This is a genomic window from Rothia nasimurium (assembly GCF_042660305.1).
GTDB classification, from domain to species: Bacteria; Actinomycetota; Actinomycetes; order Actinomycetales; family Micrococcaceae; genus Rothia; species Rothia nasimurium.
This window is the reverse complement of the sequence record NZ_JBHSTW010000008.1, coordinates 41,252-63,595: the sequence shown is the minus strand read 5'-3', so window position 1 is coordinate 63,595 and position 22,344 is coordinate 41,252. Positions and strand designations below refer to the sequence as shown.

Sequence of the window (22,344 nt, the reverse complement as noted above, 5' to 3'; positions counted from 1 at the left end):
TAGTGGAAATACTTAGGCTAGCCCCAGAGCCTGGGGGCTGTACTGGTGGGCCGGGTCGGCGGGGCGCTCATCGGCATTCACATACTTAATGACCCGTGCGGGGTTGCCGACAGCCACAGCGTTGGCCGGAACATCCTTGGTCACCACGGCCCCGGCCCCAATCACGGCATTCTCGCCCACCGTGACGCCGGGGCAGAGGATAGCCCCGCCGCCAATCCAGACGTTGCGGCCCACCGTAATGGGCAGGCCACCCTCCCACAGGGCCTCGCGATCCACCGGATTCAGTGGGTGGGTGGGGGTCAAAAACTGCACGTTGGGGCCCACGAGGACGGCATCGCCAAAGGTAATGGGGGCAACGTCCAGAAAAACGCAACCAAAGTTAAAGAAACAGCCCGCCCCGATATGGGTGTTCACTCCATAGTCAAAGGAGACCGAAGGGCGGATCATCGACCCCTCACCAAGCGACCCCACAATCTGGGCCAGCACTTCCTGTTTGCGCTTATCGCGGGCCCGGTACAGTCGGGTGTACTCCTCAACCAGCTCCACCACCCGGTAATGGGTATCGGCACACTCCTGATCGGGGCGGTAGGCAAAGCCCGCCGTCATCTGCTCAAAGACGCTCTTACCGGCGCGCAGTTCATTCCAGTTCGTCATGCTAGCTCCCATACATCAGGGTCATTAGAGCAATAATCGCCAGACCAACCCCGATTGCAATGAGACCGGCAATAATCATGCGCTTGTTAATCTCTCGCATGAGTTCCCGGAATTCTTCGGGGCTAATATCGTCATTTCTACGTCGAGCCATACCCCTAAGTATGTCAGCTCCACCGCCCCTGTGGCACAATCGTGTGTATGCAGTCAGCCGAAAATTCACCCCAGACCGACACCGACTTCCCCTTGGCCCACCGCCCCTGGATCAAGAACTACAGGCCAGAAAGCAACAGAGACGTTGCCCTACCTGAAACCTCACTGAGCCATCTCATGGCAGAAGCAGTGCGTACCGTACCGCAGAAAATCGCCCTTGAATTCTTCGGCGCCACCACCACCTACGGTGAACTGGGCGACCAGATTCTGCGCGTTGCCGAAGGCCTGCGCAAAGCCGGTATCCAGCACGGTGACCGCGTCGCCCTGGTGCTACCTAACTGCCCCCAGCACATCGTAGCCTTCTACGCGATCCTGCGCCTGGGGGCTGTCGTTGTAGAACACAACCCCCTCTACACCTCCTCCGAACTACGCCACATGTTCGAAGACCACGGCGCGAAGGCCGCCATCGTCTGGGACAAGATTGCAGACAACATCACCTCTCTGCCCACCGATATTCGCCCCAAGAACATCTACGCGGTCAACATGATTGAAGAAATGCCCTTCACCATGCGCACCGCCCTCAAGCTGCCCATCGGCAAGCTCAAGGAATCCCGGGAAAAGCTCGAAGGCACCGCCCGCGGCACCACCCCCTGGCGCCAGTTCATGAAGAACCAGCCCCTGGCCGCCGACCACCACCGTCCCACCGCCCACGACCTGGCGCTACTGCAATACACCTCGGGTACCACCGGCCTGCCCAAGGGCGTCATGCTCACCCACCGCAACCTCGAATCCAACGGACGTATGGGTGAGGAATGGATCCAGCCCGGCAACGACGAGGTAATCTACGCCGTCCTGCCCCTCTTCCACGCCTACGGTATGACCCTGGGCCAGACCATCGCGGCGGTCTGCAAGGCCCGCCTAGTACTCTTCCCCACCGTAGATATGGACCTCATCTTCCGGGCCATGAAACGAACCACCCCCACGATTCTCCCCGCTGTGCCCCCGGTCTACCGCCGTATGCTCGAAGAAGCTAAAAAGCGCGGTGTCTCCCTGAAAGGCATCCGCTACGCCGTATCCGGTGCCATGCACCTTCCCACCGACCTCGTCGCTGAATGGGAAGAAGCCACCGGCGGCATGCTGGTTGAAGGCTACGGCCTCTCCGAATGCTCACCCCTGGTCTCCTGCAACCCCCTCAACTCCACCCGCCGAGCCGGCTCAATCGGCGTACCCTTCCCCTCCACAGACATCCGCGTGGTCGACCCCGAAACCCTCAACGACGTTCCCGACGGCGCCGAAGGCGAACTGCTGGTACGCGGCCCCCAGGTCATGCGCGGCTACTGGAAGCGCGGCGAAGACACCAGCAAGACTCTGCTCCCCGGAGGCTGGCTACGCACCGGCGACATTGTGCGCCTGGATCACGACTACTTCATCGAAATCGTTGACCGCATCAAGGAAGTCATTATCACTGGCGGCTTCAACGTCTCACCCACCGAGGTTGAAAACGTACTCAAGCAGCACGACTCGGTAGCGGACTGCGCCGTTGTCGGCCTGCCCGATGGCTCAGGCGGTGAAAAGGTTACCGCAGCAATCATCCCTGCCGAGGGCCACGCCATCGACCCCGAAGAGCTCAAACAGCACTGCTACGAGCGCCTGACCCGCTACAAGGTGCCCAAGAACTACTATGAGGTCGAGGAGCTGCCCCGCTCCATGCTGGGCAAGACCCTGCGCCGCAAGGTGCGCGAAAGTCTCGAAGCCAAATACAGCTAGGCTATGCAGGCTCGCGCTTGCTGCTGACCCTCTCGCCTGGTTCGCTGACGCTCACAAGGCGATTCACGCCAGCCCCAGCCAGCAGCTGCGCTGCGAGCCTGCTCCGCCTATCCTGATAAAAAGAACTAACCTCGTAGCACGCCCTGCAGGGAGCCATTGGTGCCCAGCAGGGCGTATCTGCGTGCGGTCTGCGCTAGGCCAAGGGCAGCAGCGGGGACGCCGGTGGCAGCCCGGGCTGCTTCTGCTAGGGGAACCCCGAAAGCAACAGCCTGCTCCACTGCCCGCGCCAGGGTGAGCGTGCTACCGGCAATTGTCTCGGTGCCCTTGATTCGGGCAATGGAATCCTGCACCTCTACCGCTAAAGAACCCAGCCGGTAGGGGCCGTCCGCGCACCCGGCGGCAGCCATCGCGTCCGTCACCAGGGCTACCCGACCGGGGGCAAGCGAGAAGGCCGCCCGCACCATAGGCCCGTGCACATGAACCCCATCGCAAATAAGCTCCAGGGTCACGTGCGGGCTATCAGCTGCGGCGGCAACCGGGCCGGGCTGACGATGGTGTAGAGGGCGCATGGCGTTGTAGGTGTGGGTCAGCAGCGAGGCACCCTCATCGAAAGCGGCCTTGGCCTGTTCATAGGTGGCGTCCGTATGCCCTACAGCAACCCGGATGCCCAGCTCCACACAGCGCCGCAGAGTAGCTAGACCGGGGTCGGCCTCGGGAGCCAGGGTGATCTGCAGGAGCCTACCTTCAGAGGCCTCCCAGAGCTGCTCAAGGGCGTCGGGAGTGGGCACCCGGAGAGTCTCGGGGGCGTGGGCGCCCTTGTGGGCGGGGGAGATAAAGGGCCCCTCAGCGTGAAACCCGTGCAGGGTGGCTTGCCCCGGCACCTGCTGACCCATCAAAGGGAGCAGGGCCTTCATGGTGGCCTGCATCTGCTCCAGGGGGTTAGAGACCAGGGACGCTACCAGGGCGGACGTACCCGCCTGCCCGTGCACGCGCAGGGCGGCAGCTATATCGGGGGCATCCTCAAAAGCGACGCCCCCGCCGCCGTGGCAGTGAATGTCGGTGAACCCCGGGGCTAGAAGCCAGCCTCCCGCATCGCGCACCTCAGCCTGGGCTAGCTGGTCGGCACTTAGCTGCTGTTTCCAGGTTGCACCCTCACCGGCAGCCAGCAGGCGCTCGCCTTCTACTAGGGCCCAGCCGGTGGGGCTGGCCGGTGAGGTGAGTCGGGTCAGGGAATGAAAAAGAATAGTGCGCGGCATAGGGGCCCCTTATCAATGCGTCATATTTTTGTGCTGGTGGGTATTTATACATATATTTTCGTACTATATTCTTATGGAAATAATTATATGTGATTCAAAGGATCAAGCGGGAGCTTATGCCGCATCACTTATTGCTATGGTGACCGAGCGAAATAATCAGCGGGGCACCTCAACCGTGTGGGGTGTGGCAACCGGTTCATCGCCTGAGAGTACCTATGAGCACCTTGCGGCTAAAGTGCAGGCGGGCCTCGATGTGAGCGCAGTGAGCGCTTTTGCTCTCGATGAGTATGTGGGGCTTGACCCTGCCCACCCGGAGTCCTACCACAGTGTCATCGATGACCAGGTGGTGCAGAAGGTGGGCCTGAGTGCCGAACGCGTGCATGTGCTCAATGGTATGGCCGAAGATATTCCGGCTGAGTGCGCCGCCTACGAGGCAGCTATCAAGGCTGAAGGTGGTGTTGACGTGCAGATTCTCGGTATAGGCGCCAACGGGCATATAGGCTTTAACGAGCCTGGATCCTCCCTGGCTTCGCGTACCCGCATCAAGACTTTGGCCCCCAAGATGGTGGCAGACAATGCCCGTTTCTTTGACGGTGATACCTCAAAGGTTCCGGTTCACTGCCTGACTCAGAGAATCGGTACCATCATGGAAGCCCGCAAAATTGTGCTGGTTGCTGACGGTGAGAACAAGGCGGCCGCTATCGCCGGTATGGCTGAGGGGCCTGTAACGGCTTCCTGTCCGGGGTCAATTTTGCAGCTGCACCCCGACGTTACCGTGGTTATCGACGAGGCAGCGGCCTCCCAGCTTAAAAATGCAGAATATTACCGTTTTGCCCAAAACAATATTCCCTTTTTCCAAAAGCCAGAAAATATCGGGGCATAAAAATATATAAAAAGGGCCGGGGCGTAAATGTTGCCCCGGCCTTTTTTATTTATTGAGTCATTGCCTCTTTAAACCAACCCGTAATAGAAATCGGGTGGGTGATGGCGGTGCCGACGACGACGGCGTGGGCTCCGGCGTCGAGGGCTGCTTTAGCCTGGGCCGGGGTGTGCACGCGTCCTTCTGCGATGAGGGGGCGGCCCAGGTTACGGGCGGCGATGGCTTCGAGGAGTTCGAGGTCGGGGCCGTCGGTTTTGGGGCGGGCGCCGGTGTAGCCTGCCAGGGTGGTGCCGATGAAGTCGGCCCCAGCTTCGGCGGCTGCGAGGGCTGAGTCGAGGGAGTCGCAGTCGGCCATAACCAGGGCGTTGCTTGAGGCGTGTACTTCGTCAATGACCTGGGTGAGGGCGAGCCCGTCGGGGCGGTCCCGTAGGGTGCCGTCGAGGGCGACGATGTGGGCTCCTGCCTGGGCGACGGCTAGGGCGTGGTGCAGGGTGGGGGTGATGAAGATTCCGTCGTGGCCGTCCTTCCAGAGCCCGATGACGGGGACCCCAACGGCGGTGCGGGTGAACTGGATATCTGCCAGGCCCTGCACGCGTACGGCGGCGGCCCCGCCGAGGACGGCTGAGGCAGCGACCTGGCCGGTGGTGCGGGGGTCGCGCATGGGCTCGCCGGGGTAGGCCTGGGCGGAGACGATGAGCTGGCCTGCGAGGAGGTCGGTGAGCTGGTCGAGAGTGAACACGATGTTTCTCCTAGCGGGTGGCGAAGTCGGGGATGAGGGTGGCGGCGCCGAGCAGGGGGGCGTCGGAGCCCAGGGTTGCTCGGACGATGGTGGTTTCGGCTGCCTGGCCCAGGGCGGCGCCGAGGTAGGCGGTGGCCATGTCGTTCCACCAGCGGGCGCCAAGGTTAACCACGCCGCCTGAAACGACGATGAGGTGGGGGTCGAGGATGGTGGCCAGGTCGCCGAGGGCAATACCGGCGGCCCGGGCCCCGAGGGCGATGGCGTCGCAGGCGATGGGGTCTCCGGCGGACCCGATGCCGATGCCGACGGGCTGGTAGCCGCGGCTGCGGGCCAGGTCGGCGAGGTCGGCGAGGGCGGACGCGGTGTGCTCGGCGAGTTTGGTCCCTCCGGCTTGGGCCTGGGTGGGGATTTTGTCGCGGTGCAGGACGTCGCCGGTGGGGGAGACGATGCCGAGGGCGGTTTTGGTGCCGCCGAGGTCTGCGGTGAGTGCTACGGGCTGGTTGGTCATGAAAGCGTCCCTTTCTCAGGTGGAGGGGGCTAGATGAGCCCTACTGATTCGACGATAGTGCGGATGCGCTGGGTTTCGGTGTCGCCGAGGGTTTCCATGGGCTGGGACATGGTGTTGGAGTCGAGAACTCCCATGACCTGCAGGGCGGTTTTGAAGGCGCCGAGGCCTGCTGCGCCGCCGGAGACGCTGGGGGTTTCGACGAAGACGATGTCGAAGAGGCGGGCCAGGCGGTCCTGTTCGGTGCGGGCGGTTTCCCAGTCGCCTGCGCGGGCGGCTTCGTAGAGACGCTTGTAGCCTGCGGGGTCGACGTTGCCGAGGCCGGGTACGAGGCCTGCGGCGCCTGAGAGCATGGCCCCGTCGCAGACGACTTCGTGGCCGGTGAAGGCTGCGAAACCGTCGATGTCGCGGGTGGCGAGGACCAGCTGGCGGAAGGAAACGTCGTCGCCGGAGGAGTCTTTAACACCGGCGATGACGCCTTCGCGGGCTAGCTTGGTGAGCAGGGGCAGCGGGAGCTTCTGCTTGGTGCGCACGGGCACGTCGTAGGCGAAGACGGGGACGTTGACAGCGTCGGCGATAGCGCGGAAGTGGCGTTCTTCTTCGAAGGCGTTGTCGATGGCGTAGAACTGGCTGGTGACCACGATGGCGTCACCACCGATAGTCAGCAGACGCTGGGCTTCATCGATGACGCGGGCGGTGGTCATGTCGTTGATACCGACGATGAGGGGGACCCGGCCGGCGATGGCGTCCACGCAGGTTGTGAGCACGGTTTCGCGTTCTTCGTTGGTCAGGTAGAGGACCTCGGATGAGGAACCCAGGGCGAAGATGCCGTCTACTCCGCCGTCGATGAGGTGGTCGATGAGGCGGCGCAGGGAGGGAATGTCGAGGGCACCGTCAGCGGTGCGGGGGGTGAGCAGGGGCGGGATGACGCCGGAGAAAGCGGGTGCGGTCATGGGGTGTTCTCCTTGGTGGGGTAGGGGCGGCGCGGTGGCTCGACTGTGAGGGGCCGCGCCGCCCGGGTGGGTGGTTTAGACGTGAAGCAGGGTGGGGGCCGCCCCGAGCAGGGTGCGGGTGTAGTCCTGGCTGGGGGTATCGAAGACCTGTTCGGCGCTGCCTTCTTCGACGATCTTTCCCTTATTCATCACGCAGATACGGTCAGAGACGTAGCGGACGGTCTGAATGTCGTGGGAAATGAAGACCATGCCGAGGAAGAGCTCTTCCTTGAGGTCTGAGAGCAGGTTGAGCACCTGGGCGCGCACCGAGACGTCGAGGGCGCTGGTGGGCTCGTCCGCCACGATGACCTTGGGTTCTAGGGCCAGGGCGCGGGCGATGGCGACGCGCTGGCGCTGGCCGCCAGAGATCTGGGAGGGGAGGGCGTCCGCTGCTGAGGCGGGTAGGCCCACCAGGTGCAGGAGTTCGCGGACGCGGCGGTCGCGCCCGGCCTTGTCACCGATGCCGTGCACGTCCAGGGGGTCCTTGAGGATGTCTTGCACGGTCATGCGGGGGTTGAGGGCGGTGGAGGGGTCCTGGAAGACGATGGAGACGTCCGAACCGAACTCCTTGCGCAGGGCGGCGTTGCGCTTGAGGGCGCTTTTACCCTTGAAGAGCACGTCGCCGCCGGTGGGCTTTTGCAGGCCCACGATAACCGAGGCCAGGGTGGACTTGCCGCAGCCCGATTCGCCGACCAGGCCGATGGTTTCGCCGCGGCGGATGGCCAGGTTCACCCCGTCTACAGCCTTGACGATATTGGGCTTGAAGATGCCGCCGGTACGGGCCCGGTGGTAGACCTGCACGTCTTTGAGCTCGATGATGGGCTCGCTGACGCGGCGGACGGCGGCCCGGCCGGTGGTGTTGAGCAGGTTTTCTGCTGCGGGGGTCACAGGTTGGGTGTTCATGCTGTCTCCTGTGAGGTAGGGGCGGGGGCCAGGTGGGAGGCCCAGTGGTGGTCGGTATCGCCGGTGACGGGGGTGAAGACCAGCTTCTGCTCGGGGTCAGCATCGGGGCGCTGGGAGCGGGGGGCGAAGCGGTCGCCGGTGGCGAAGTCGGAGGGGGAAGGCACAGTGCCGGGAATCTGGTAGAGGCGCTCTGAGCCAGATTCGATGGAGAGCACGGAGCCGAGCAGGCCCCGGGTGTACTCGTGCATGGGGTTGCTCAGAAGCTGGCTGGTAGCGCCTGCTTCTACGATTTGGCCGGCGTACATGACCGAGATGCGGTGGGCGACCTGGGCTACCAGGGCTAGATCGCGGGATACGAAGATCATGGCGAAGCCCAGCTGTTCCCGCAGCTCGTTGAGGAGCTTAATGACCTCGGCCTGGACGGTGACGTCGAGGGCCGTGGTGGGCTCGTCGGCAATGACCAGCTTGGGGGAGCGGGAGAGGGCCATAGCGATGAGGACGCGCTGGCGCTGACCGCCGGAGAGCTCGTGGGGGTAGGAGGCCAGGGTACGTTCGGGGTCGAGCTTGACCAGGCGCAGGAGCTCTTCGGGGCTCTTGCGGCCGCCACGGCGGGTGAGCTGCTTCATCTGATCCTTGATGAGCATGGAGGGGTTCAGTGAGCTCAGGGCGTCCTGGTAAACCATGGAAATCACCGAGCCGCGCAGCTTCTGGAAGTCTGCCTCTGAGGCCCCCACCAGTTCCTGGCCCTCAAAGAGCACGGAACCGGTGATTTTAGCCTTCTTATCGAGCAGGCCGATGATCGCCAGGGAGGTGATGGACTTACCCGAACCTGACTCACCCACCAGGCCCATGGTCTGGCCCTCGGTGACGGTGAAGGAGACACGATCGACGACCGGGGTGTCGCCGAAGCGTTCGGGGAAGTAGATGGAGAGGTCCTTGACTTCCAGGATGACACGGGCGGACGCGTCCGCCTGCAGCCGGTCGGTACGGCGGGCTTCTGCCCCCTTGAGTTCTTCGAGCACACCTGCCAGGTTAGCTGCGGCGACGGCGTCCCTTTCGGCTGCCGAGCGGGAGCCAGCGTGCTTGACGGGCCCGCCCCAGGGGGTGGCGTCCTGCCCCTGTGCATCGGGGGAGGTGGCCGCGATGGACTTATCGTCGGCGGTGGAGGGCGCTGCGGTCAGGGCACCGGCGGTGGTGCCAGCGATAACGGAGGAGTCATCGATTTTGACCTTGCGGCGCAGCTTGGGGTTGACCATGGCGTCGGTCATGCCCTCAGAGAGCACGTTGAGGGCCAGCACGGTCAGCAGAATGACGGCACCTGCGAAGGTGGTAGCCCACCAGCCGCCTGCCAGTACCAGGGCGCGGCCGTCGGCGATGACGTTACCCCAGGAGGGGTTGGGCGGGCGCACACCGGCTGAGAGGAAGCTTAGGGATGCTTCGAGGATAATGGCGTCGGCGACCATGACGGTGGCGAAGACCAGCACGGGGGCGATGGTGTTGCGTACAACGTGCTTGAGCAGGATGTAGAAGCGGGGGGCTCCCATAACGCGCTCGGCGCGAACGTAGTCTTCGTCCCAGGCGGCCAGCACCTGGGCGCGGACCACACGGGCCAGCTGCGGGGTGTAGACCACGGCGATGGTGAAGATAATGGTGCCTACCGAGTTACCCAGGGAAGCCAGCAGGACGGCTGCTAGGGCAATGCCGGGGAAGGCCATGAGCACGTCCATGACGCGCATGATCAGCTCGGAGACGAACTTGGAGCTGGTCGCTGCCAGGGCACCAAGAATACCGCCCATGATGAGGGCCAGGGCAACAGCGCCCAAGCCGACCTGCAGGGAGGCACGGGCACCGTACATCAGACGGGAGAGGATGTCGCGGCCCTGGCGGTCGGTACCGAAGAGGTACTCGGAGTTGGGGGCCCCGATGGGGGCACCGGTGGAGGCCAGCGGGTCATGGGGAGCCAGCCAGGGGGCGAAAATCGCGACCAGGGCGATGATGGCGAGGAAGCTGAGGGCGATTTTGGAGCCTGTGGGGAGCGCCCTGAATCGGATGCCTGGCGCTGAGAGGCGTTCTGCTAGTCCGCTACGCATGGTTAGACGCTCCTGATACGGGGGTTGATGAGTAGGTAGAGCAGGTCAACGATGATGTTGACGAGCACGAAGGTGACGGCGATGGTGAGCACGACGCCCTGAACCAGGTTGATGTCGTTGCCGGTGATACCGATGAAGATGAGGTTGCCCATGCCGTTGAGGGAGAAAATCATTTCGATGACCACGGCGCCGCCGAGCAGGTAGCCGATGCGCAGACCGAGCACGGTGACCGGGGTGATGAGGGCGTTGCGGAGCACGTTCTTGGTGATGACCTCGCGGCGGGGAACGCCGTTGCCGATGGCGGTGCGCACGTAGTCCTTGTCGAGTTCTTCAACCATGGAGGTACGGACGGTGCGGGTCAGGGAGGCGCTCACCGGGATAGCGAGGGCTACGGCAGGCAGGAACATGTGGGAGAGCCAGGTGCCAAAACCGCTGCCGGGAGGGGCGGAGCCGCCGGTGGGGAACCAGCCCAGGCCCAGGGCGAAGTACTGGATCATCAGAATACCCAGCCAGAAGGAGGGGGGTGCGATGGAGGCCATGGAGAGCACGCGGATAATCTGGTCGGGCCAGCGGTCGCGGTAGAGGGCCGCAATGACGCCCAGCACCAGGGAGGCTACCGCCGCAATCAGCACGCCCAGGAAAGTCAGCTGCAAGGTGGTGGGGAAGGCGACCTTGATTTGGTCGATGACGGGCTGGGCAGGAGGGGTGGTCATGCCCAGGTCAAAGCGGATGAGCCGGGAGAGGAAGGCAAAGTACTGAACGATGAGTGGGTCGTTGAGGCCCCGTGATTCTCGGTAGGCTTCTTTGGCTTCTTCTGAGGCGCCTTCACCCAGGGCGATGGTTGCTGGGTCGCCGGGGGTGAATTGCAGGATGACGAAGACCAAGATGGCGACGCCCAGAATCATGATGGGCAGGGCGATAAGGCGCCTGCCGAGCAGTCTGAGAAAGTTTGACACGGGTCTGGCTCCCTGAAGTTTTAGGACGAGGCCGGGGCAGCTTGGGGGTGGATGGGCGCCCCGGTGGGGTTAGAAGTCTTGTGTGGGGCCCGGCACCTGCCCAGTAGAGGGCGGGCAGGTGCCGGGCGGGGTGTGAAAAGGGGGTGTGATGTGTGGAAATGGGGTTACCTTTTCACGGGTTACCGGCTAATCCAGCTGGGGGAGGTTGGGCCGGTGGAACCACCTAGGCCTGAGTGGTGCCTACGTTCTGGAAGGACAGGCCGGTGGTGGGAATGGGGGCGAAGTCGGTGAGGGTATCAGCCGACCAAGCGGTGGGCAGCTTGCGGTGGAAGAGGGGGTAGAGGGGGACGTTCTCTGCCACGATGTCGAAGATGCCCTTCCAGTCGGGGCTGTCTGATGCGACGGCCTTGGCCATGGCGTCCTGCAGCTGGGCGTATTCTTCGGTCGTTGACCAGCGGAAACGCTTCTCGGGCCAGGTGGCACCGCGGTACCACCAGGAGAGCAGCAGGTCGGGGTCGTTGCCGAAGACGGAGGGGTCACCGGGGGCTAGGACGACGTCGAAGTCGCCGGTGTCAACGTAGTCGGAGTAGAGGGATGAGCTCTGGGAGTCCTGCAGGTTGACCTCGATCCCGGCGTCCTTGAGGGATTCCTGTACCAGCTGGGAGCACTGCTTGACCCAGTCGTGGTCGGTGGTACGCAGAGTGATGGAGAGGTTCTCAACCCCGGCATCCTTGAGCAGCTGCTGGGCCTTGGCCTTGTCGTAGGTGTAGACGGTGGAGGCCTCGGCGTAGTCGGGGTGTTCCTTGTGCAGGAAGGAGGTGGCTGCGGTGGCGTTGCCCAGCAGGCCGGTGGAGATGACCTTCTCGATGTCGATGGCGTAGAAGAGGGCCTGGCGTACTTCCTTCTTGTCGAAGGGGGCCTTGGCGCAGTTGAACATCATGAAGAGCAGTCCGAAAGACTGCACCGATTCAACGGTGACGCCGTTGGTGTTCTCCAGTACGGGGATGCTGTCGTAGGGCACAGACTCGATGGCCTGGACGCGCTGGGAGCTCATGGCGGTAACACGGGCTGAGGACTCTACCAGGATCAGCCACTTCATGTTCTTAGCGAGAGCAGGGCGGGGGCCGTTGTAGTCGTCGAAGCGTTCGAAGGCGATGTGGTCGCCCTTGGTAGCAGAGACGAACTTGTAGGGGCCGGAGCCGATGGGGTGGGCGCCGAAGGCCTCGATGTCATCGCTTGCCGAAGCGGGCATGATGTTGACCAGGGCGATGCGGTCGGCAAAGAGGGGGAAGGGCTGGTTGAGCTTGAACTCTACGGTGGCGTCGTCTACGGCGGTGACGGTGTCGATGAAGTAGAGGAACTGGCTGAAGAGGGATTCTTCTGAGGTGTAGAGCTCGAAGGTGGAGACAACGTCTGCGGCAGTAACCGCTGCACCGTCGTGGAACTTAGCGCCTTCGCGCAGGGAGACGCGGTAGGTGGTCTCGTCAACGACCTCGGGGTCGCCGGTTGCCAGGGCGTTGTAGCGCGCGCGGGTAGCGGGGTCGAGGCCGTAGAGACCCTCGAAGATGTGCATGTTGGCGGCGAAGGGGGCTGCGCCTGATGCCTGCGAGGGGTCGAAGGTGGTGGAGACGTCGTAGGCGATAGCGGCGGTGATGGTGCCGTCGTTGTTGGCACCTGCGGCGTTGCCGCTAGCGGACGAGTCGGTGGTGGTTGATGAGTTACCGCAGGCTGCGATGGAGGCGGCAAAGGCGGTGGCTGCGCTGATACCGCCGGCAATCTTGAAGAAGCCGCGACGTGAGGTGTCAAATTCCTTGACTCGGGTGAGCTGTGACATCGATGTCTCACTCCTTTAGGGGCTGCGCTCCGGGAAGGAGCGGGAGGTTGTCTAACTAAAGTGGAGGTGGGACGTCCTACCTATATCCTGTATAGTAGTGACGGACGTCTAACTTGGTCAAGCAGAAGATGTAAGAATCAGTAGTATGAACCACCACGACTCATTCACCAGCACCCCGGCAGGAGCCGCCCTACCCACCTTCCCGCCCCCGGCGTCCTCACTGAGCGCGGCCCAAAAACGCCAGCAGCAGCTGCAAAACGACATCATCGCCCTCATCTTCCGGCGCCAGCTGGGCCAGGGCGACCCCCTGCCCACCGAACAGGAACTCATTGACGAGCTCGGGGTGGGCCGAAATTCCGTGCGAGAAGCCCTCAAAGTGCTTGAGGCTCTTGGCATCGTTGAGGTGCGCCACGGCTTTGGCACCTTCGTGGGCGGCAACGCCCTGACCTCCATGGCCCGAGCCCTGAGTTTCCGGGGCCAACTAGCCCTCTACCACGGCGGCCAAGAAGCCCTCGAACTGGTTGAAGTGCGCGAAGCTCTCGAAGTCGGTTTATTACGCGCGGTCATCCCCGTCATTACCCCCGACGAGCTGGCCAAAATCAAAGCCGCCTACGACGATATGGAAGCCAGCGTGCACAACGGCATCTGGCTGGCCGAATGCGACCAGCGCTTCCACGCCGCTATCTTCGAGCCTCTGGGCAACGAGCTGCTCTCCCGCATGCTCGATGTCTTCTGGCAGGTCTACAACAACATCTCTGGCGTGCTCGATACGGTAGCCCCCCTCGACGAGGGGCAAACCTGCACCCTGCTCGATGCCCACCGCAAGCTCTACGAGGCCATACGAGATAAGGACGCGGACGCCGCCACCCGGCTTATGAGCGAACATTTTGTGGGTATTCGCGCCCGCCTCACCTCCTGGCAAGCCAACTGGCTTGCAGAAAAAGAAAGCTGAACCCGGCCGTCCTTTTATGACGTTTTATGACGCCGTAACTTTTTGTTGCGGTCACACACGTGACATATGACCCAAAATGAAGCCGCAGTGGGGAGCGGTCGCGCCACAGTGTTCTAATAGAAGAGGCGTCTAGTCTGGACGCCCGAAACCACATCAGCACACAGCGCTAGAGACGGTGCCGCTGAACCGTGGCCGCACACACCACTATTTCTCAACAGAAAGATTCATAGCCGTGAAGAAATTTGTTGCCACTCTGGCTCTCGTACCCCTCGCATTCGGTCTTGCAGCTTGCGGCTCATCCTCCAGCGACGACGTCGTCAAAATCGGCGTAGTAGGCACCGACCCCTCCAACGACAAGCTCGTCGAGGTCGCAAAGGCAGAGGGAATCAACATCGAAATCGTTGAATTCTCCGACTACACCCAGCCCAACCCCGCCCTGAGCTCCGGCGAAATCGACCTCAACTGGTTCCAGCACATCGCCTACCTCTCCAACTACAACGTAGAAGCTAACGACGACCTGCAGATCGTAGGCCCCACCGTTATCTACCCCATGGCGCTGTTCTCCAACAAGCACGACTCCATCTCAGCGCTGCCCCAGGGCGCTGAAATCGCAATCCCCAACGACACCGTCAACGAAGCACGCGCCCTGCTGCTGCTCGAAGCTAACGGCCTGGTCTCCTTCACCTCAGAAACCACCAGCCCCACCGTTGACGACGTCGACACCGCTGCTTCCAAGGTCACCGTCACCCCCGTCGACGCAGCCCAGACCGTGCTCGCCCTCGAATCCGTTGACGGCTCCGTCATCAACAACGACTTCCTCAAGGACGCCGGCCTGAACCCCAAGGACGCCCTGGCCCAGGACGACCCCGCTAATGAGTCAGCCCGCCCCTACGTCAACCTCTTCGTCGCCACCGCCGATAACGCCGACAACGAGACCTACAAGAAGATCGTAGAGCTCTACCACACCGAAGAAGTCCAGGCCGTGGTACAGGAAGACACCCAGGGCACCGCAGTTGAAGTCACCACCGACGTCTCCGAACTGCGCTCCACCCTGGCAACCCTCGAAGAGCAGAAGCGCAACGGCTAAAACACTAGGTGAAAGCTCACCCTTGAGCTAGCTCACGCACCCCATAAGCGGCAGCCAACCTGCGGTAGGCTAGACACTTCGGCCCCGTCCGGTGCCCAGCTCTAGCCCCGCAGCGGCTGCCGCTTTGTGCACCCACCCCAGCAGGTGCGTCCACCCGCAGCCACAGCAAGCCCCCAACCGAAGAAGAAGACATGACCGAACAGCGACTACAGCCAACCGGGCCCCAGCCCATGGTCGTGCTGAACAACGTGACCAAAGAGTTCAAGGTCGGCAAAAAAACCGTCACCGCCGTCAACGGCGTAGACCTCACCATCAACAAGGGTGAAATCTTCGCCATCATCGGCTACTCCGGCGCCGGTAAATCAACCCTGGTACGCCTGATCAACGGCCTAGAAGCCATCACCTCCGGCTCACTCACCGTCGACGGTTTTGAAATCGCCGGTAAGCGCGAATCACAGCTGCGCCAGGTACGAACCAACATCGGCATGATCTTCCAGCAGTTCAACCTCATGAACTCCCGCACCGTCGCCGGTAACGTCGAATTCCCGCTGATCGTTGCAGGCTGGGACAAGGCCAAGCGCGCCGAACGCATCGCCGAACTGCTCGACTTCGTAGGGCTCGCCGACAAGGCCAAAAATTACCCCGACCAGCTCTCAGGCGGCCAGAAGCAGCGCGTCGGTATCGCCCGCGCCCTCGCCACCTCGCCCTCCCTGCTGCTCGCCGACGAATCCACCAGCGCCCTGGACCCCGAAACCACCGCTGAAGTGCTCGACCTGCTCAAAAAGGTCAACGCCGAGCTGGGTATCACCGTCATCGTCATCACCCACGAAATGGACGTCGTCTCAACCATCGCCGACCGCGTAGCCGTCATGGAAAACGGCCGAGTCGTCGAATCAGGCAACGTCTACGACGTATTCTCCAACCCCCAAACCGAGGTCGCCCGCCGCTTCGTCGGCACCACCGTCAAGTCCCTACCCGTAGGCGACGAAGCCGCCGACCTCAAAGCCCGCCACAAGGGTTACCTCATCAACATCGAAATCACCGAAGGCAACAACGGCATCGGCAAGGTACTCTCCTACCTGGGCTCCCGCAACGTCTCCTTCAACATCGTGCAGGGCGGCCTCGAAACCCTGCAGGGCAAGAGCTACGGCAACCTCACCCTCGAACTGCTCGGTGACGTCACCAGCCTCGACGCCGTGGTCGCTGAGCTCAAGACCGTCACCCGCGTGCAGGAGGTACGCTAACCGTGGACTCAACCTTCGTCACCGATAAACTTATCCCCGCCCTCGGCGACACCCTCTACATGGTCTCACTGACCATGCTGGTCGCCGGTGCCCTAGGCATGATCTTCGGTCTGCTGCTCTACACCACTCGCCAGGGCAACATCCTGGCTAACCGCTTCGTCAATATCCTGCTGAACGTCGTGGTCAACGTGGTACGCCCCATCCCCTTCATTATCCTGCTCGCAGCCCTGGGCCCCCTGACCCAGATGGTGGTCGGCACCCGCCTGGGCGTCAACGCCGCAATCTTCGCCATGGTCTTCGGCGCAACCTTCGCTATCGCCCGCATCGTCGAGCAGAATATGGTCTCCATCGACCCCGGCGTCATTGAAGCAGCTCGTGCCATGGGCGCCTCCAAGATGCGCATCCTCTTCACCGTCATGATTCCCGAAGCCCTCGGCCCGCTGATTCTGGGCTACACCTTCCTGGTCATCGGCGTAGTCGACATGTCAGCTATGGCCGGTTACATCGGCGGTGGCGGCCTGGGTAAGGTTGCCCTGGTGGACGGCTACCAGCGCTTCAACGAGGTCATCACCTGGTCTGTTGTTGCCGTAATCATTATTTTGGTGCAGCTAATCCAGCTGGTGGGCAATATGCTGGCCCGCAAGGTCATGCGTCGATAAGGCTGTTCTGGAGGACGCGCGGAGAGCGGGGCTGGCAGGCTCCAAGCGCATCCGCGCGTCCTCTTCTGATATCCCACCGCCTAAAACGGGATAGCTAAGGGTCGGTTCCCCGTCGGGAGCCGACCCTAAATTTTATAAATAAATCTTAGAACGATGGCCAACTTCAAGAGCCAGTATGATGAACTCGCCCTGATTGAAGTGGAGGATGACCCGGTAATTCCCAATGCGATAGCGCCAAAGCCCAGAGTAATTACCGGTAAGGGCCTTGCACTGGGCAACAGGTTCCGGCGACTCAGAAAGTCTCTCTAAAGTAGCCAGTATTCGTCGAGCTACCGGCTTATCTAGCTTTTTGAGGTCCTTGAGGAAATCTGGGTCATAGCGAAGAGCCCACTGTTCCGTGGCCATCTTAGAGACCTAGCTCAGCCCGGATTTCTGCGGTGCTGTAGGTTGCTCTTTCCCCTTTCTGGATAGCCTGGACCTTGGCATGCAGCTGCGCTGCATGTTCAGCCTCAGCGATATGCTCCTCAATGATGCTCCGGGCACAATACGCCACTGAACGGTCAGACTCACTAGCGAGTTTGCTGAGACGTTCTTTTAAGGAAGAGGGGATGCGGATGGTGAGGACGCTATCGGCAACAGTCATGTATTCATTGTATGACAGTGAATACATGAAAGAAATAGATATAGCTAAGGGCTGGTTCCCCGTCGGGAACCGGCCCTTTTGTTCTCTAGTCGTTTTTCTTGCCGCTAATCCAGGACGAGTCATAGAGCCCTCCTGTCCCCGGCCCGTTCCCGCCGTTTCGGCCGGTACCGCGCTCAAGCTCCTGCTCGTAGAGGCGCTCAGCAAAATCGGTGGGGCGCATGAGCCGCTCGTCATCCTCATCGTCGTGGTCAGTGAACTGCGAGAGCGCAAAGATACCGTACAGCAAGGCCGCAAAAAGCAGGAAGAAGAAGGCAAGCTCGGCCCACATAATCACGTAGTTACGGCGTAGTTCCGGGGGTGCGTCGCTGTAGATAGCGGGCACTACCAAGAAAGATGCCACCGCCAGAATCACCGCCAGGATAGTAAGAGAGTGCGGCAGCCAGTACCAGCGGCTACGGGGCCGTTTGCCCCGCTGGCTGCCGGGGCTCGTCCGCGCTGGGTGGGTGGTGGCGCCTGACCCGAGCGGTGCGGACGCCTGCCCCGGCATCTGCTCTTCAGCCCCCTGCTCCCCGGTCAGGGCCTGGGACGGGAGGAAGTCGCGGTAGTAGGCGCGTTCGTCGTCGCTGAGGTCTTCGAGGCGGCGGCCGTAGCGGGAGGGGCGCGGGTTCTGCTCGGGGTCTGTCACTGCTCGTCCTTGAGAAGGTGGTGAGGGTTAGCGGTCGCGGTCGGGCAGGTGCCCTACCCAGGCGTCGAGCTGGGCGAGGAAGGCTGGGTCGGTGAAGGAACTAAACCGCCCGATACCTGCTGTCAGCAGGGGAGTGGGGGTGGCCGCGTCCGGCTCTACCTGGTAAATCAGGCAGTTAGTGCCGGCGGCGGTTGCGGCAGTCATGCCGGTGACGGAGTCTTCCACGGTGAGGGCCTGCTCGGAGGCAAAACCCAGGCGGCGGGTCGCTTCGAGGTAGATGTCGGGGGCGGGCTTGCCTTCTTTGACGTCGTGGAAGGAGACCCAGGTGTCCAGGTAGGGGGCGTAGCCGAAGTGGGTGAGTTTTTTGGCCAGCAGCTTGTCGCCGGAGTTGGACGCCACCGCCACGGGGATTTTGGCTGAGAGCAGCTGAATGGCTCTGAGGGCGCCGTCGATGGCGGTGACGCCGCGGTCGATAATGTCGAATTCGGTGGTGGTGATGGTGGTGTAGACGCTGTCGCGGAAGGCTTCGGGGGAGCCATCGAATTCGGACGCCAGCGGGGTGAGGGCTGAGAGACGGTCGGCAAGATCCCCGGCTGAGATGCCGACGAGGGAGGCCTCGAGTTCGGGGGTAAGGTCTACCCGGTAGTGTTTGAACATTTCGGCCTGGATTTCGCCCCAGAGGGTTTCTGAGTCGAGCAGGACGCCGTCGCAGTCGAAGACGGCGCAAGCGGGGGCAAAGTTCGCGGGGGCTGAGTGAAGTTCAAACATGGTTCTATGCTCTCATACCGGAGCGGGGGAGGTCATACGATGTATCACGGGTACTTACCATCTTTTCTGTGACTACCTCGAGCTCTGAGCCTCGGGAGCAAACTAACACTCCCACCACCCCGCACTCGGTGGGCTGGGAGGGGATAATAGAACCCATGCCTAGCGTACTCATTCGACACGGACAGACCGACTGGAACCTCGTACACCGCCTACAGGGCTCCAGCGACATCCCCCTCAACGACACCGGCCGCGCCCAGGCGCTCGCCGCCGCCCACAACGTGCTCGAATACGCCAAGGCCCAAGCGGACGCCCACCCCGGCTTCACCTGGCACGGCGTCGTCACTTCCCCCCTCTCCCGGGCCGCAGAAACCGGTGCCATTATCGCCGGTGAGCTGGGCCTACCCGTCCTCGGCTCCTACCCGGGACTCGCAGAACGCTCCTTCAAAGACCTCGAAGGCGTACAGAACAACTCCGCCCTCTGGGAGACGGTAGAAAACGAAACCGCAGACATCGAACCCCTTACCGACTTCCTTGCCCGCGTTGAAGACGCCCTCGACCAGGTTGAAGCCGACTACCCGGGTCAGAACCTGATTATCGTGGTGCACGGCATGCTGATTTCCCGCCTGCAAACCGCCCGCACCGGCCAGAAGGTGCTGGTGCCCCACAACGGTGAGGTGGTGCCCCTGGCCCCTGCCCACCGGGCGTCCTCCATCATGCTCATCCGCCACGGCCAGACCGACTGGAACAAGGCCCACCTCATGCAGGGCTCCAGCGATATTCCCCTCAACGACACCGGCCGCGCCCAGGCCCACGAGACTGCTGCCTCTCTTAAGGCTCGGGGCTTCGAGTTCGACGTGGTGGTTTCGTCCCCGCTCTCCCGTGCCCACGAGACCGCAGAGATTATTGGCGCAGCCTTCGGTCTGACCGTCGACCGTACCTACGATGACCTGATAGAACGCAGCTACGGCGAAGCTGAGGGGCTCGATATTTCAGCAGAAGCCCGCAAGGAGCCCGACGCCTACTACAGCGGCGTTGAAAGCGAACGCTCCGTCTACCTGCGTGGTATTGGGGTGCTGCGCCAGATTGCCCGCGATTACCCGGGCCAGCGCGTTATCGCTGTGTCCCACGGCTCCCTGATTCGCCGCGCCCTCTCTGCCACCCACGGCCGCGAATTCGGCACCATTGCCAACGCCGAACCCTTCGAAGTTGACCTGCCGGGCCTTGCCCACTGGCTAGAGGCCAAGGAACCCCTGCTGGTAGGTAAGCCCTAGTGGGGCATATCTTTCTCTGGGGCATCACCTGCCTGTACGTTGCTGCCGTTGCCTTCATCGTCCTCTGGCCCACCCACGTTGACTCCGGTGAGTCGGGCGAAACCCTAGCCCGGATTCTTGCGGACGGTCACGCCCGCGGCTGGCTGCCTACCTGGTTCGGCTACGGGCAGGTGGAATGGCTGTCGAACGTGGTCATGTTTGTGCCCGGTGGCCTTCTCTTCACCTGGCTGCTGCGCCCGGCCCGCACCTGGCTCGTACCCCTGAGCGGTCTGGCCTGTACCCTGGCGATCGAAACCACCCAGCACTTCATGCCCGGGCGTACCAGCTCACCCCTGGACGTCCTCGCCAACACTCTCGGGTGTGCTATCGGTTGGGTTTTGGCACTGGCCCTAGTGAAATTGACCGAAAAACCCAACCAAAACACCGAAATACACCCGTAACCGTGGGTTTTACATTGACGTGCCCACAGAAACCCACATAAAATCAACTATAGATAGGGTCACCCGACCCACCTTCCAGTTGTATAAGGTGATAAACACATGTTCGCTGAAGAACGACGTGCCGAAATAGCGAAGCTCGTAGCTTCCGCACGCCGTGTCAACGGCGCAGACCTGGCTAGACGCTACGAAGTCACGATGGAAACCGTCCGCCGTGACCTAGCAGCCCTCGAAGCTGACGGTAAGCTGCGCCGCGTACACGGCGGTGCCGTAACCGTAGAGCAGTCGACCTCTGTAGAGTCGTCTATCGCCCTACGTCAAAACATGAACACCCCCGAAAAGCAGAAGATCGCCCTGCGTGCCTACGAGCTGTTGCGCGATTCGGACGCCGGTGCGGTAGTTCTTGATGCCGGTACCACCATCGAAATCCTCGCCGACCGTATCGCCGCCGCTGATTTCTCCCTCAAGTCAGGTGCCGACCGCCTCATCATCACCCATGCCCTTCACATCGCCGTGAAGCTGGCTGAGGCCGACGGCGTGGTGCTCGATATGGTAGGCGGCCAGCTCCGCAAAATGACCTGGGCCGCCGTTGGCACCCGGGCCGCTGCCCACTTCGAAACCATCCGTCCCGACATCGCCTTTATCGGCGTGAACGGCCTGGATGCCGAGTTTGGGCTCTCCACTCCCGGTCTGAACGAAGCCATCGTTAAGACCGCCATCGTCAAGTCAGCCCGCCGCGTGGTGCTCCTGTGCGACTCCGCCAAGTTCGGCCAGGAATCCCTGGTACGTTTTGCCGGGCTTGAAGACATCGACACTCTCATTACCGATAAAGCGCCCGAGGGCGAACTCGCCGCAGCGCTTGAAGAATCCAACGTAGAGGTGCTTATCGCATGATCGTTACCCTAACTGCCAACCCCAGCATGGACCGCACCGTGGAGCTCAACCACGAAATCAAGCGCGGTGCCGTTCAGCGTGCCGTCGCAGCGGCGTCCGACCCCGGTGGCAAGGGCGTGAACATTGCCCGTGCCCTCAACATCTCCGGCTTTGAGACTGTAGCTGTGTTGCCCGGCGACAACGAAGACCCCGTACTGGCCAGCCTCAAAGAGGCCGAGGTGCCCTTCGTCAACATGCCCATCGGCGCTCCGATCCGCTCCAACATCACCGTTGTTGAGCCCGACGGCACCACCACCAAGATCAACGCCCCCGGTGAGCCCCTGAACGATGTAGCCCAGCAGCAGCTGACCCGCCTGATGATTAAGGAAACCATCGATGCATCCTGGCTGGTGCTGGCAGGCTCCCTGCCCGCCGGCGTCCCCTCCGACTACTATGCTGTCGTGGGCCGCTCTATCCGCGAGTCCCTGGGCGAGAAGGCCCCCCGCATCGCCGTTGACACCTCCGGTGCAGCCCTGCGCGACGCCCTGGTTGGCCTGGATGGCATGCCCAACCTCATCAAGCCCAACTCCGAAGAACTGGCTGAACTGGTGGGCAAGATCGAGATGGCGGACGAGCTAGAAGCCAGCCCCGAACTCACCGCAGCTACCGCTAAGGAACTGGTCGACCGCGGTGTCGAAATGGTTCTTGCCACCCTGGGTGGGGAAGGGGCCGTGCTGGTCACCGCAGAAGGTGCCTGGCACGCCGTCCACGCCCCCGTCAAGGTGCGCTCCACCGTGGGCGCAGGTGACTGCTCCCTGGCCGGCTTCCTGATCGCCCACGAGCAGGGCAAAACCCTGCCCGAGTGCCTGGTGCAGGCCGTAGCCCACGGCTCAGCAGCAGCCTCCCTGCCCGGTACCCAGGTGCCCACCCTAGAATCAACCACGCCCGAAGCAGTCACCCTGCGCGAGCTGGCCCTCTAAACCCCAACCGAACCACACT

24 protein-coding genes are annotated in these 22,344 nt (G+C 62.4%); 10 read left to right on the top strand and 14 right to left on the bottom strand.

Annotated elements, in window-relative coordinates; translation table 11 throughout:
- Nucleotides 1-12: 12 nt before the first annotated feature.
- Together ACFP6B_RS03280 and ACFP6B_RS03275 are read right to left on the bottom strand one after the other, a co-directional pair.
- Nucleotides 13-654, bottom strand: a complete 642-nt coding sequence (locus ACFP6B_RS03280) for a sugar O-acetyltransferase (protein WP_377126768.1) — start codon at nt 652-654, stop codon at nt 13-15.
- Between the two features lies 1 nt (nt 655).
- Nucleotides 656-805: a hypothetical protein gene (locus ACFP6B_RS03275; protein ID WP_237222181.1), complete on the bottom strand. Its 150-nt coding sequence runs from the start codon at nt 803-805 to the stop codon at nt 656-658.
- A 47-nt stretch (nt 806-852) separates the two neighbouring features.
- Between ACFP6B_RS03275 and ACFP6B_RS03270 the strand changes: the two genes are divergently transcribed.
- A complete protein-coding gene (locus ACFP6B_RS03270; protein ID WP_377126763.1) occupies nt 853-2,571 on the top strand; it encodes a long-chain-fatty-acid--CoA ligase in 1,719 nt (572 codons plus the stop codon).
- A gap of 125 nt (nt 2,572-2,696) precedes the next feature.
- Here ACFP6B_RS03270 and ACFP6B_RS03265 read toward each other — a convergent pair whose 3' ends face one another.
- A complete protein-coding gene (locus ACFP6B_RS03265; protein WP_377126760.1) occupies nt 2,697-3,827 on the bottom strand; it encodes an N-acetylglucosamine-6-phosphate deacetylase in 1,131 nt (376 codons plus the stop codon).
- 73 nt (nt 3,828-3,900) lie between these two features.
- On the opposite strand from ACFP6B_RS03265, the gene nagB reads away from it, so the two are divergent.
- Complete coding sequence (nagB, locus tag ACFP6B_RS03260) at nt 3,901-4,710, top strand: glucosamine-6-phosphate deaminase (protein ID WP_377126757.1); 810 nt, start codon at nt 3,901-3,903, stop codon at nt 4,708-4,710.
- A gap of 49 nt (nt 4,711-4,759) precedes the next feature.
- On the opposite strand, the gene ACFP6B_RS03255 is transcribed toward nagB, so the two are convergent.
- From ACFP6B_RS03255 to ACFP6B_RS03225, 7 genes are all read right to left on the bottom strand, one after another.
- Nucleotides 4,760-5,449: an N-acetylmannosamine-6-phosphate 2-epimerase gene (locus tag ACFP6B_RS03255; RefSeq protein WP_377126870.1), complete on the bottom strand. Its 690-nt coding sequence runs from the start codon at nt 5,447-5,449 to the stop codon at nt 4,760-4,762.
- A gap of 7 nt (nt 5,450-5,456) precedes the next feature.
- Nucleotides 5,457-5,954 carry an ROK family protein gene (locus tag ACFP6B_RS03250; protein WP_377126754.1) on the bottom strand — a complete coding sequence of 166 codons (498 nt, stop codon included), beginning with the start codon at nt 5,952-5,954 and terminating at the stop codon, nt 5,457-5,459.
- A gap of 29 nt (nt 5,955-5,983) precedes the next feature.
- On the bottom strand, nt 5,984-6,904 hold the full coding sequence (locus ACFP6B_RS03245; RefSeq protein ID WP_377126751.1) for a dihydrodipicolinate synthase family protein: 921 nt from the start codon (nt 6,902-6,904) through the stop codon (nt 5,984-5,986).
- Between the two features lie 75 nt (nt 6,905-6,979).
- The gene (locus tag ACFP6B_RS03240; RefSeq protein WP_237185152.1) at nt 6,980-7,846 is read right to left on the bottom strand and encodes an ATP-binding cassette domain-containing protein; all 867 of its coding nucleotides are present in this window, start codon (nt 7,844-7,846) and stop codon (nt 6,980-6,982) included.
- Nucleotides 7,843-9,936, bottom strand: a complete 2,094-nt coding sequence (locus ACFP6B_RS03235) for a dipeptide/oligopeptide/nickel ABC transporter permease/ATP-binding protein (protein WP_377126748.1) — start codon at nt 9,934-9,936, stop codon at nt 7,843-7,845. Before ACFP6B_RS03235 ends, ACFP6B_RS03240 begins: the two co-directional genes overlap by 4 nt.
- Before the next feature lie 2 nt (nt 9,937-9,938).
- Nucleotides 9,939-10,892 carry an ABC transporter permease gene (locus ACFP6B_RS03230; RefSeq protein WP_377126745.1) on the bottom strand — a complete coding sequence of 318 codons (954 nt, stop codon included), beginning with the start codon at nt 10,890-10,892 and terminating at the stop codon, nt 9,939-9,941.
- A gap of 223 nt (nt 10,893-11,115) precedes the next feature.
- Nucleotides 11,116-12,726 carry an ABC transporter substrate-binding protein gene (locus ACFP6B_RS03225; RefSeq protein WP_377126742.1) on the bottom strand — a complete coding sequence of 537 codons (1,611 nt, stop codon included), beginning with the start codon at nt 12,724-12,726 and terminating at the stop codon, nt 11,116-11,118.
- A gap of 145 nt (nt 12,727-12,871) precedes the next feature.
- On the opposite strand from ACFP6B_RS03225, the gene ACFP6B_RS03220 reads away from it, so the two are divergent.
- From ACFP6B_RS03220 to ACFP6B_RS03205, 4 genes are all read left to right on the top strand, one after another.
- The gene (locus ACFP6B_RS03220) at nt 12,872-13,678 is read left to right on the top strand and encodes a FadR/GntR family transcriptional regulator (protein WP_377126739.1); all 807 of its coding nucleotides are present in this window, start codon (nt 12,872-12,874) and stop codon (nt 13,676-13,678) included.
- A 232-nt stretch (nt 13,679-13,910) separates the two neighbouring features.
- A complete protein-coding gene (locus tag ACFP6B_RS03215; RefSeq protein WP_237210130.1) occupies nt 13,911-14,765 on the top strand; it encodes a MetQ/NlpA family ABC transporter substrate-binding protein in 855 nt (284 codons plus the stop codon).
- A 191-nt stretch (nt 14,766-14,956) separates the two neighbouring features.
- Nucleotides 14,957-16,009 carry a methionine ABC transporter ATP-binding protein gene (locus tag ACFP6B_RS03210; protein WP_237210131.1) on the top strand — a complete coding sequence of 351 codons (1,053 nt, stop codon included), beginning with the start codon at nt 14,957-14,959 and terminating at the stop codon, nt 16,007-16,009.
- 59 nt (nt 16,010-16,068) lie between these two features.
- On the top strand, nt 16,069-16,668 hold the full coding sequence (locus ACFP6B_RS03205) for a methionine ABC transporter permease (protein WP_185174719.1): 600 nt from the start codon (nt 16,069-16,071) through the stop codon (nt 16,666-16,668).
- Between the two features lie 132 nt (nt 16,669-16,800).
- Here the strand turns inward: ACFP6B_RS03205 and ACFP6B_RS03200 are convergent, their stop codons facing one another.
- The 4 genes from ACFP6B_RS03200 to ACFP6B_RS03185 form a co-directional block, all read right to left on the bottom strand.
- Complete coding sequence (locus ACFP6B_RS03200) at nt 16,801-17,073, bottom strand: type II toxin-antitoxin system RelE family toxin (protein ID WP_377126734.1); 273 nt, start codon at nt 17,071-17,073, stop codon at nt 16,801-16,803.
- A gap of 1 nt (nt 17,074) precedes the next feature.
- The gene (gene relB / locus ACFP6B_RS03195) at nt 17,075-17,311 is read right to left on the bottom strand and encodes a type II toxin-antitoxin system RelB family antitoxin (protein ID WP_237196471.1); all 237 of its coding nucleotides are present in this window, start codon (nt 17,309-17,311) and stop codon (nt 17,075-17,077) included.
- Between the two features lie 85 nt (nt 17,312-17,396).
- Nucleotides 17,397-17,996: a hypothetical protein gene (locus ACFP6B_RS03190; protein WP_377126731.1), complete on the bottom strand. Its 600-nt coding sequence runs from the start codon at nt 17,994-17,996 to the stop codon at nt 17,397-17,399.
- Nucleotides 17,997-18,023: 27 nt separating this feature from the next.
- A complete protein-coding gene (locus ACFP6B_RS03185) occupies nt 18,024-18,764 on the bottom strand; it encodes an HAD family hydrolase (protein WP_377126728.1) in 741 nt (246 codons plus the stop codon).
- A 155-nt stretch (nt 18,765-18,919) separates the two neighbouring features.
- Here ACFP6B_RS03185 and ACFP6B_RS03180 point away from each other — a divergent pair, with 155 nt between their 5' ends.
- From ACFP6B_RS03180 to ACFP6B_RS03165, 4 genes are all read left to right on the top strand, one after another.
- A complete protein-coding gene (locus tag ACFP6B_RS03180) occupies nt 18,920-20,035 on the top strand; it encodes a histidine phosphatase family protein (protein WP_377126725.1) in 1,116 nt (371 codons plus the stop codon).
- Nucleotides 20,035-20,475: a VanZ family protein gene (locus ACFP6B_RS03175; RefSeq protein WP_377126722.1), complete on the top strand. Its 441-nt coding sequence runs from the start codon at nt 20,035-20,037 to the stop codon at nt 20,473-20,475. Before ACFP6B_RS03180 ends, ACFP6B_RS03175 begins: the two co-directional genes overlap by 1 nt.
- Before the next feature lie 99 nt (nt 20,476-20,574).
- Nucleotides 20,575-21,366 (top strand): DeoR/GlpR family DNA-binding transcription regulator, encoded by a 792-nt coding sequence (locus ACFP6B_RS03170; RefSeq protein ID WP_185174084.1) that lies wholly within the window; start codon nt 20,575-20,577, stop codon nt 21,364-21,366.
- Nucleotides 21,363-22,325: a 1-phosphofructokinase family hexose kinase gene (locus tag ACFP6B_RS03165; RefSeq protein WP_377126719.1), complete on the top strand. Its 963-nt coding sequence runs from the start codon at nt 21,363-21,365 to the stop codon at nt 22,323-22,325. The genes ACFP6B_RS03170 and ACFP6B_RS03165 overlap by 4 nt, the downstream gene beginning before the upstream one ends.
- The last annotated feature ends 19 nt before the right edge of the window (nt 22,326-22,344 follow it).

Bases quoted from the DNA above. Each gene is read 5' to 3' on its own strand.
- ACFP6B_RS03275 (WP_237222181.1), bottom strand. From the start codon at position 805: ATGGCTCGACGTAGAAATGACGATATTAGCCCCGAAGAATTCCGGGAA.
- ACFP6B_RS03240 (WP_237185152.1), bottom strand. From the start codon at position 7,846: ATGAACACCCAACCTGTGACCCCCGCAGCAGAAAACCTGCTCAACACC.
- ACFP6B_RS03250 (WP_377126754.1), bottom strand. From the start codon at position 5,954: ATGACCAACCAGCCCGTAGCACTCACCGCAGACCTCGGCGGCACCAAA.
- ACFP6B_RS03245 (WP_377126751.1), bottom strand. From the start codon at position 6,904: ATGACCGCACCCGCTTTCTCCGGCGTCATCCCGCCCCTGCTCACCCCC.
- ACFP6B_RS03185 (WP_377126728.1), bottom strand. From the start codon at position 18,764: ATGTTTGAACTTCACTCAGCCCCCGCGAACTTTGCCCCCGCTTGCGCC.
- ACFP6B_RS03220 (WP_377126739.1), top strand. From the start codon at position 12,872: ATGAACCACCACGACTCATTCACCAGCACCCCGGCAGGAGCCGCCCTA.
- ACFP6B_RS03165 (WP_377126719.1), top strand. From the start codon at position 21,363: ATGATCGTTACCCTAACTGCCAACCCCAGCATGGACCGCACCGTGGAG.
- ACFP6B_RS03270 (WP_377126763.1), top strand. From the start codon at position 853: ATGCAGTCAGCCGAAAATTCACCCCAGACCGACACCGACTTCCCCTTG.
- ACFP6B_RS03225 (WP_377126742.1), bottom strand. From the start codon at position 12,726: ATGTCACAGCTCACCCGAGTCAAGGAATTTGACACCTCACGTCGCGGC.
- ACFP6B_RS03170 (WP_185174084.1), top strand. From the start codon at position 20,575: ATGTTCGCTGAAGAACGACGTGCCGAAATAGCGAAGCTCGTAGCTTCC.
- ACFP6B_RS03205 (WP_185174719.1), top strand. From the start codon at position 16,069: ATGGTCTCACTGACCATGCTGGTCGCCGGTGCCCTAGGCATGATCTTC.
- ACFP6B_RS03265 (WP_377126760.1), bottom strand. From the start codon at position 3,827: ATGCCGCGCACTATTCTTTTTCATTCCCTGACCCGACTCACCTCACCG.
- ACFP6B_RS03180 (WP_377126725.1), top strand. From the start codon at position 18,920: ATGCCTAGCGTACTCATTCGACACGGACAGACCGACTGGAACCTCGTA.
- nagB (WP_377126757.1), top strand. From the start codon at position 3,901: ATGGAAATAATTATATGTGATTCAAAGGATCAAGCGGGAGCTTATGCC.
- ACFP6B_RS03280 (WP_377126768.1), bottom strand. From the start codon at position 654: ATGACGAACTGGAATGAACTGCGCGCCGGTAAGAGCGTCTTTGAGCAG.
- ACFP6B_RS03235 (WP_377126748.1), bottom strand. From the start codon at position 9,936: ATGCGTAGCGGACTAGCAGAACGCCTCTCAGCGCCAGGCATCCGATTC.
- relB (WP_237196471.1), bottom strand. From the start codon at position 17,311: ATGACTGTTGCCGATAGCGTCCTCACCATCCGCATCCCCTCTTCCTTA.
- ACFP6B_RS03210 (WP_237210131.1), top strand. From the start codon at position 14,957: ATGACCGAACAGCGACTACAGCCAACCGGGCCCCAGCCCATGGTCGTG.
- ACFP6B_RS03200 (WP_377126734.1), bottom strand. From the start codon at position 17,073: ATGGCCACGGAACAGTGGGCTCTTCGCTATGACCCAGATTTCCTCAAG.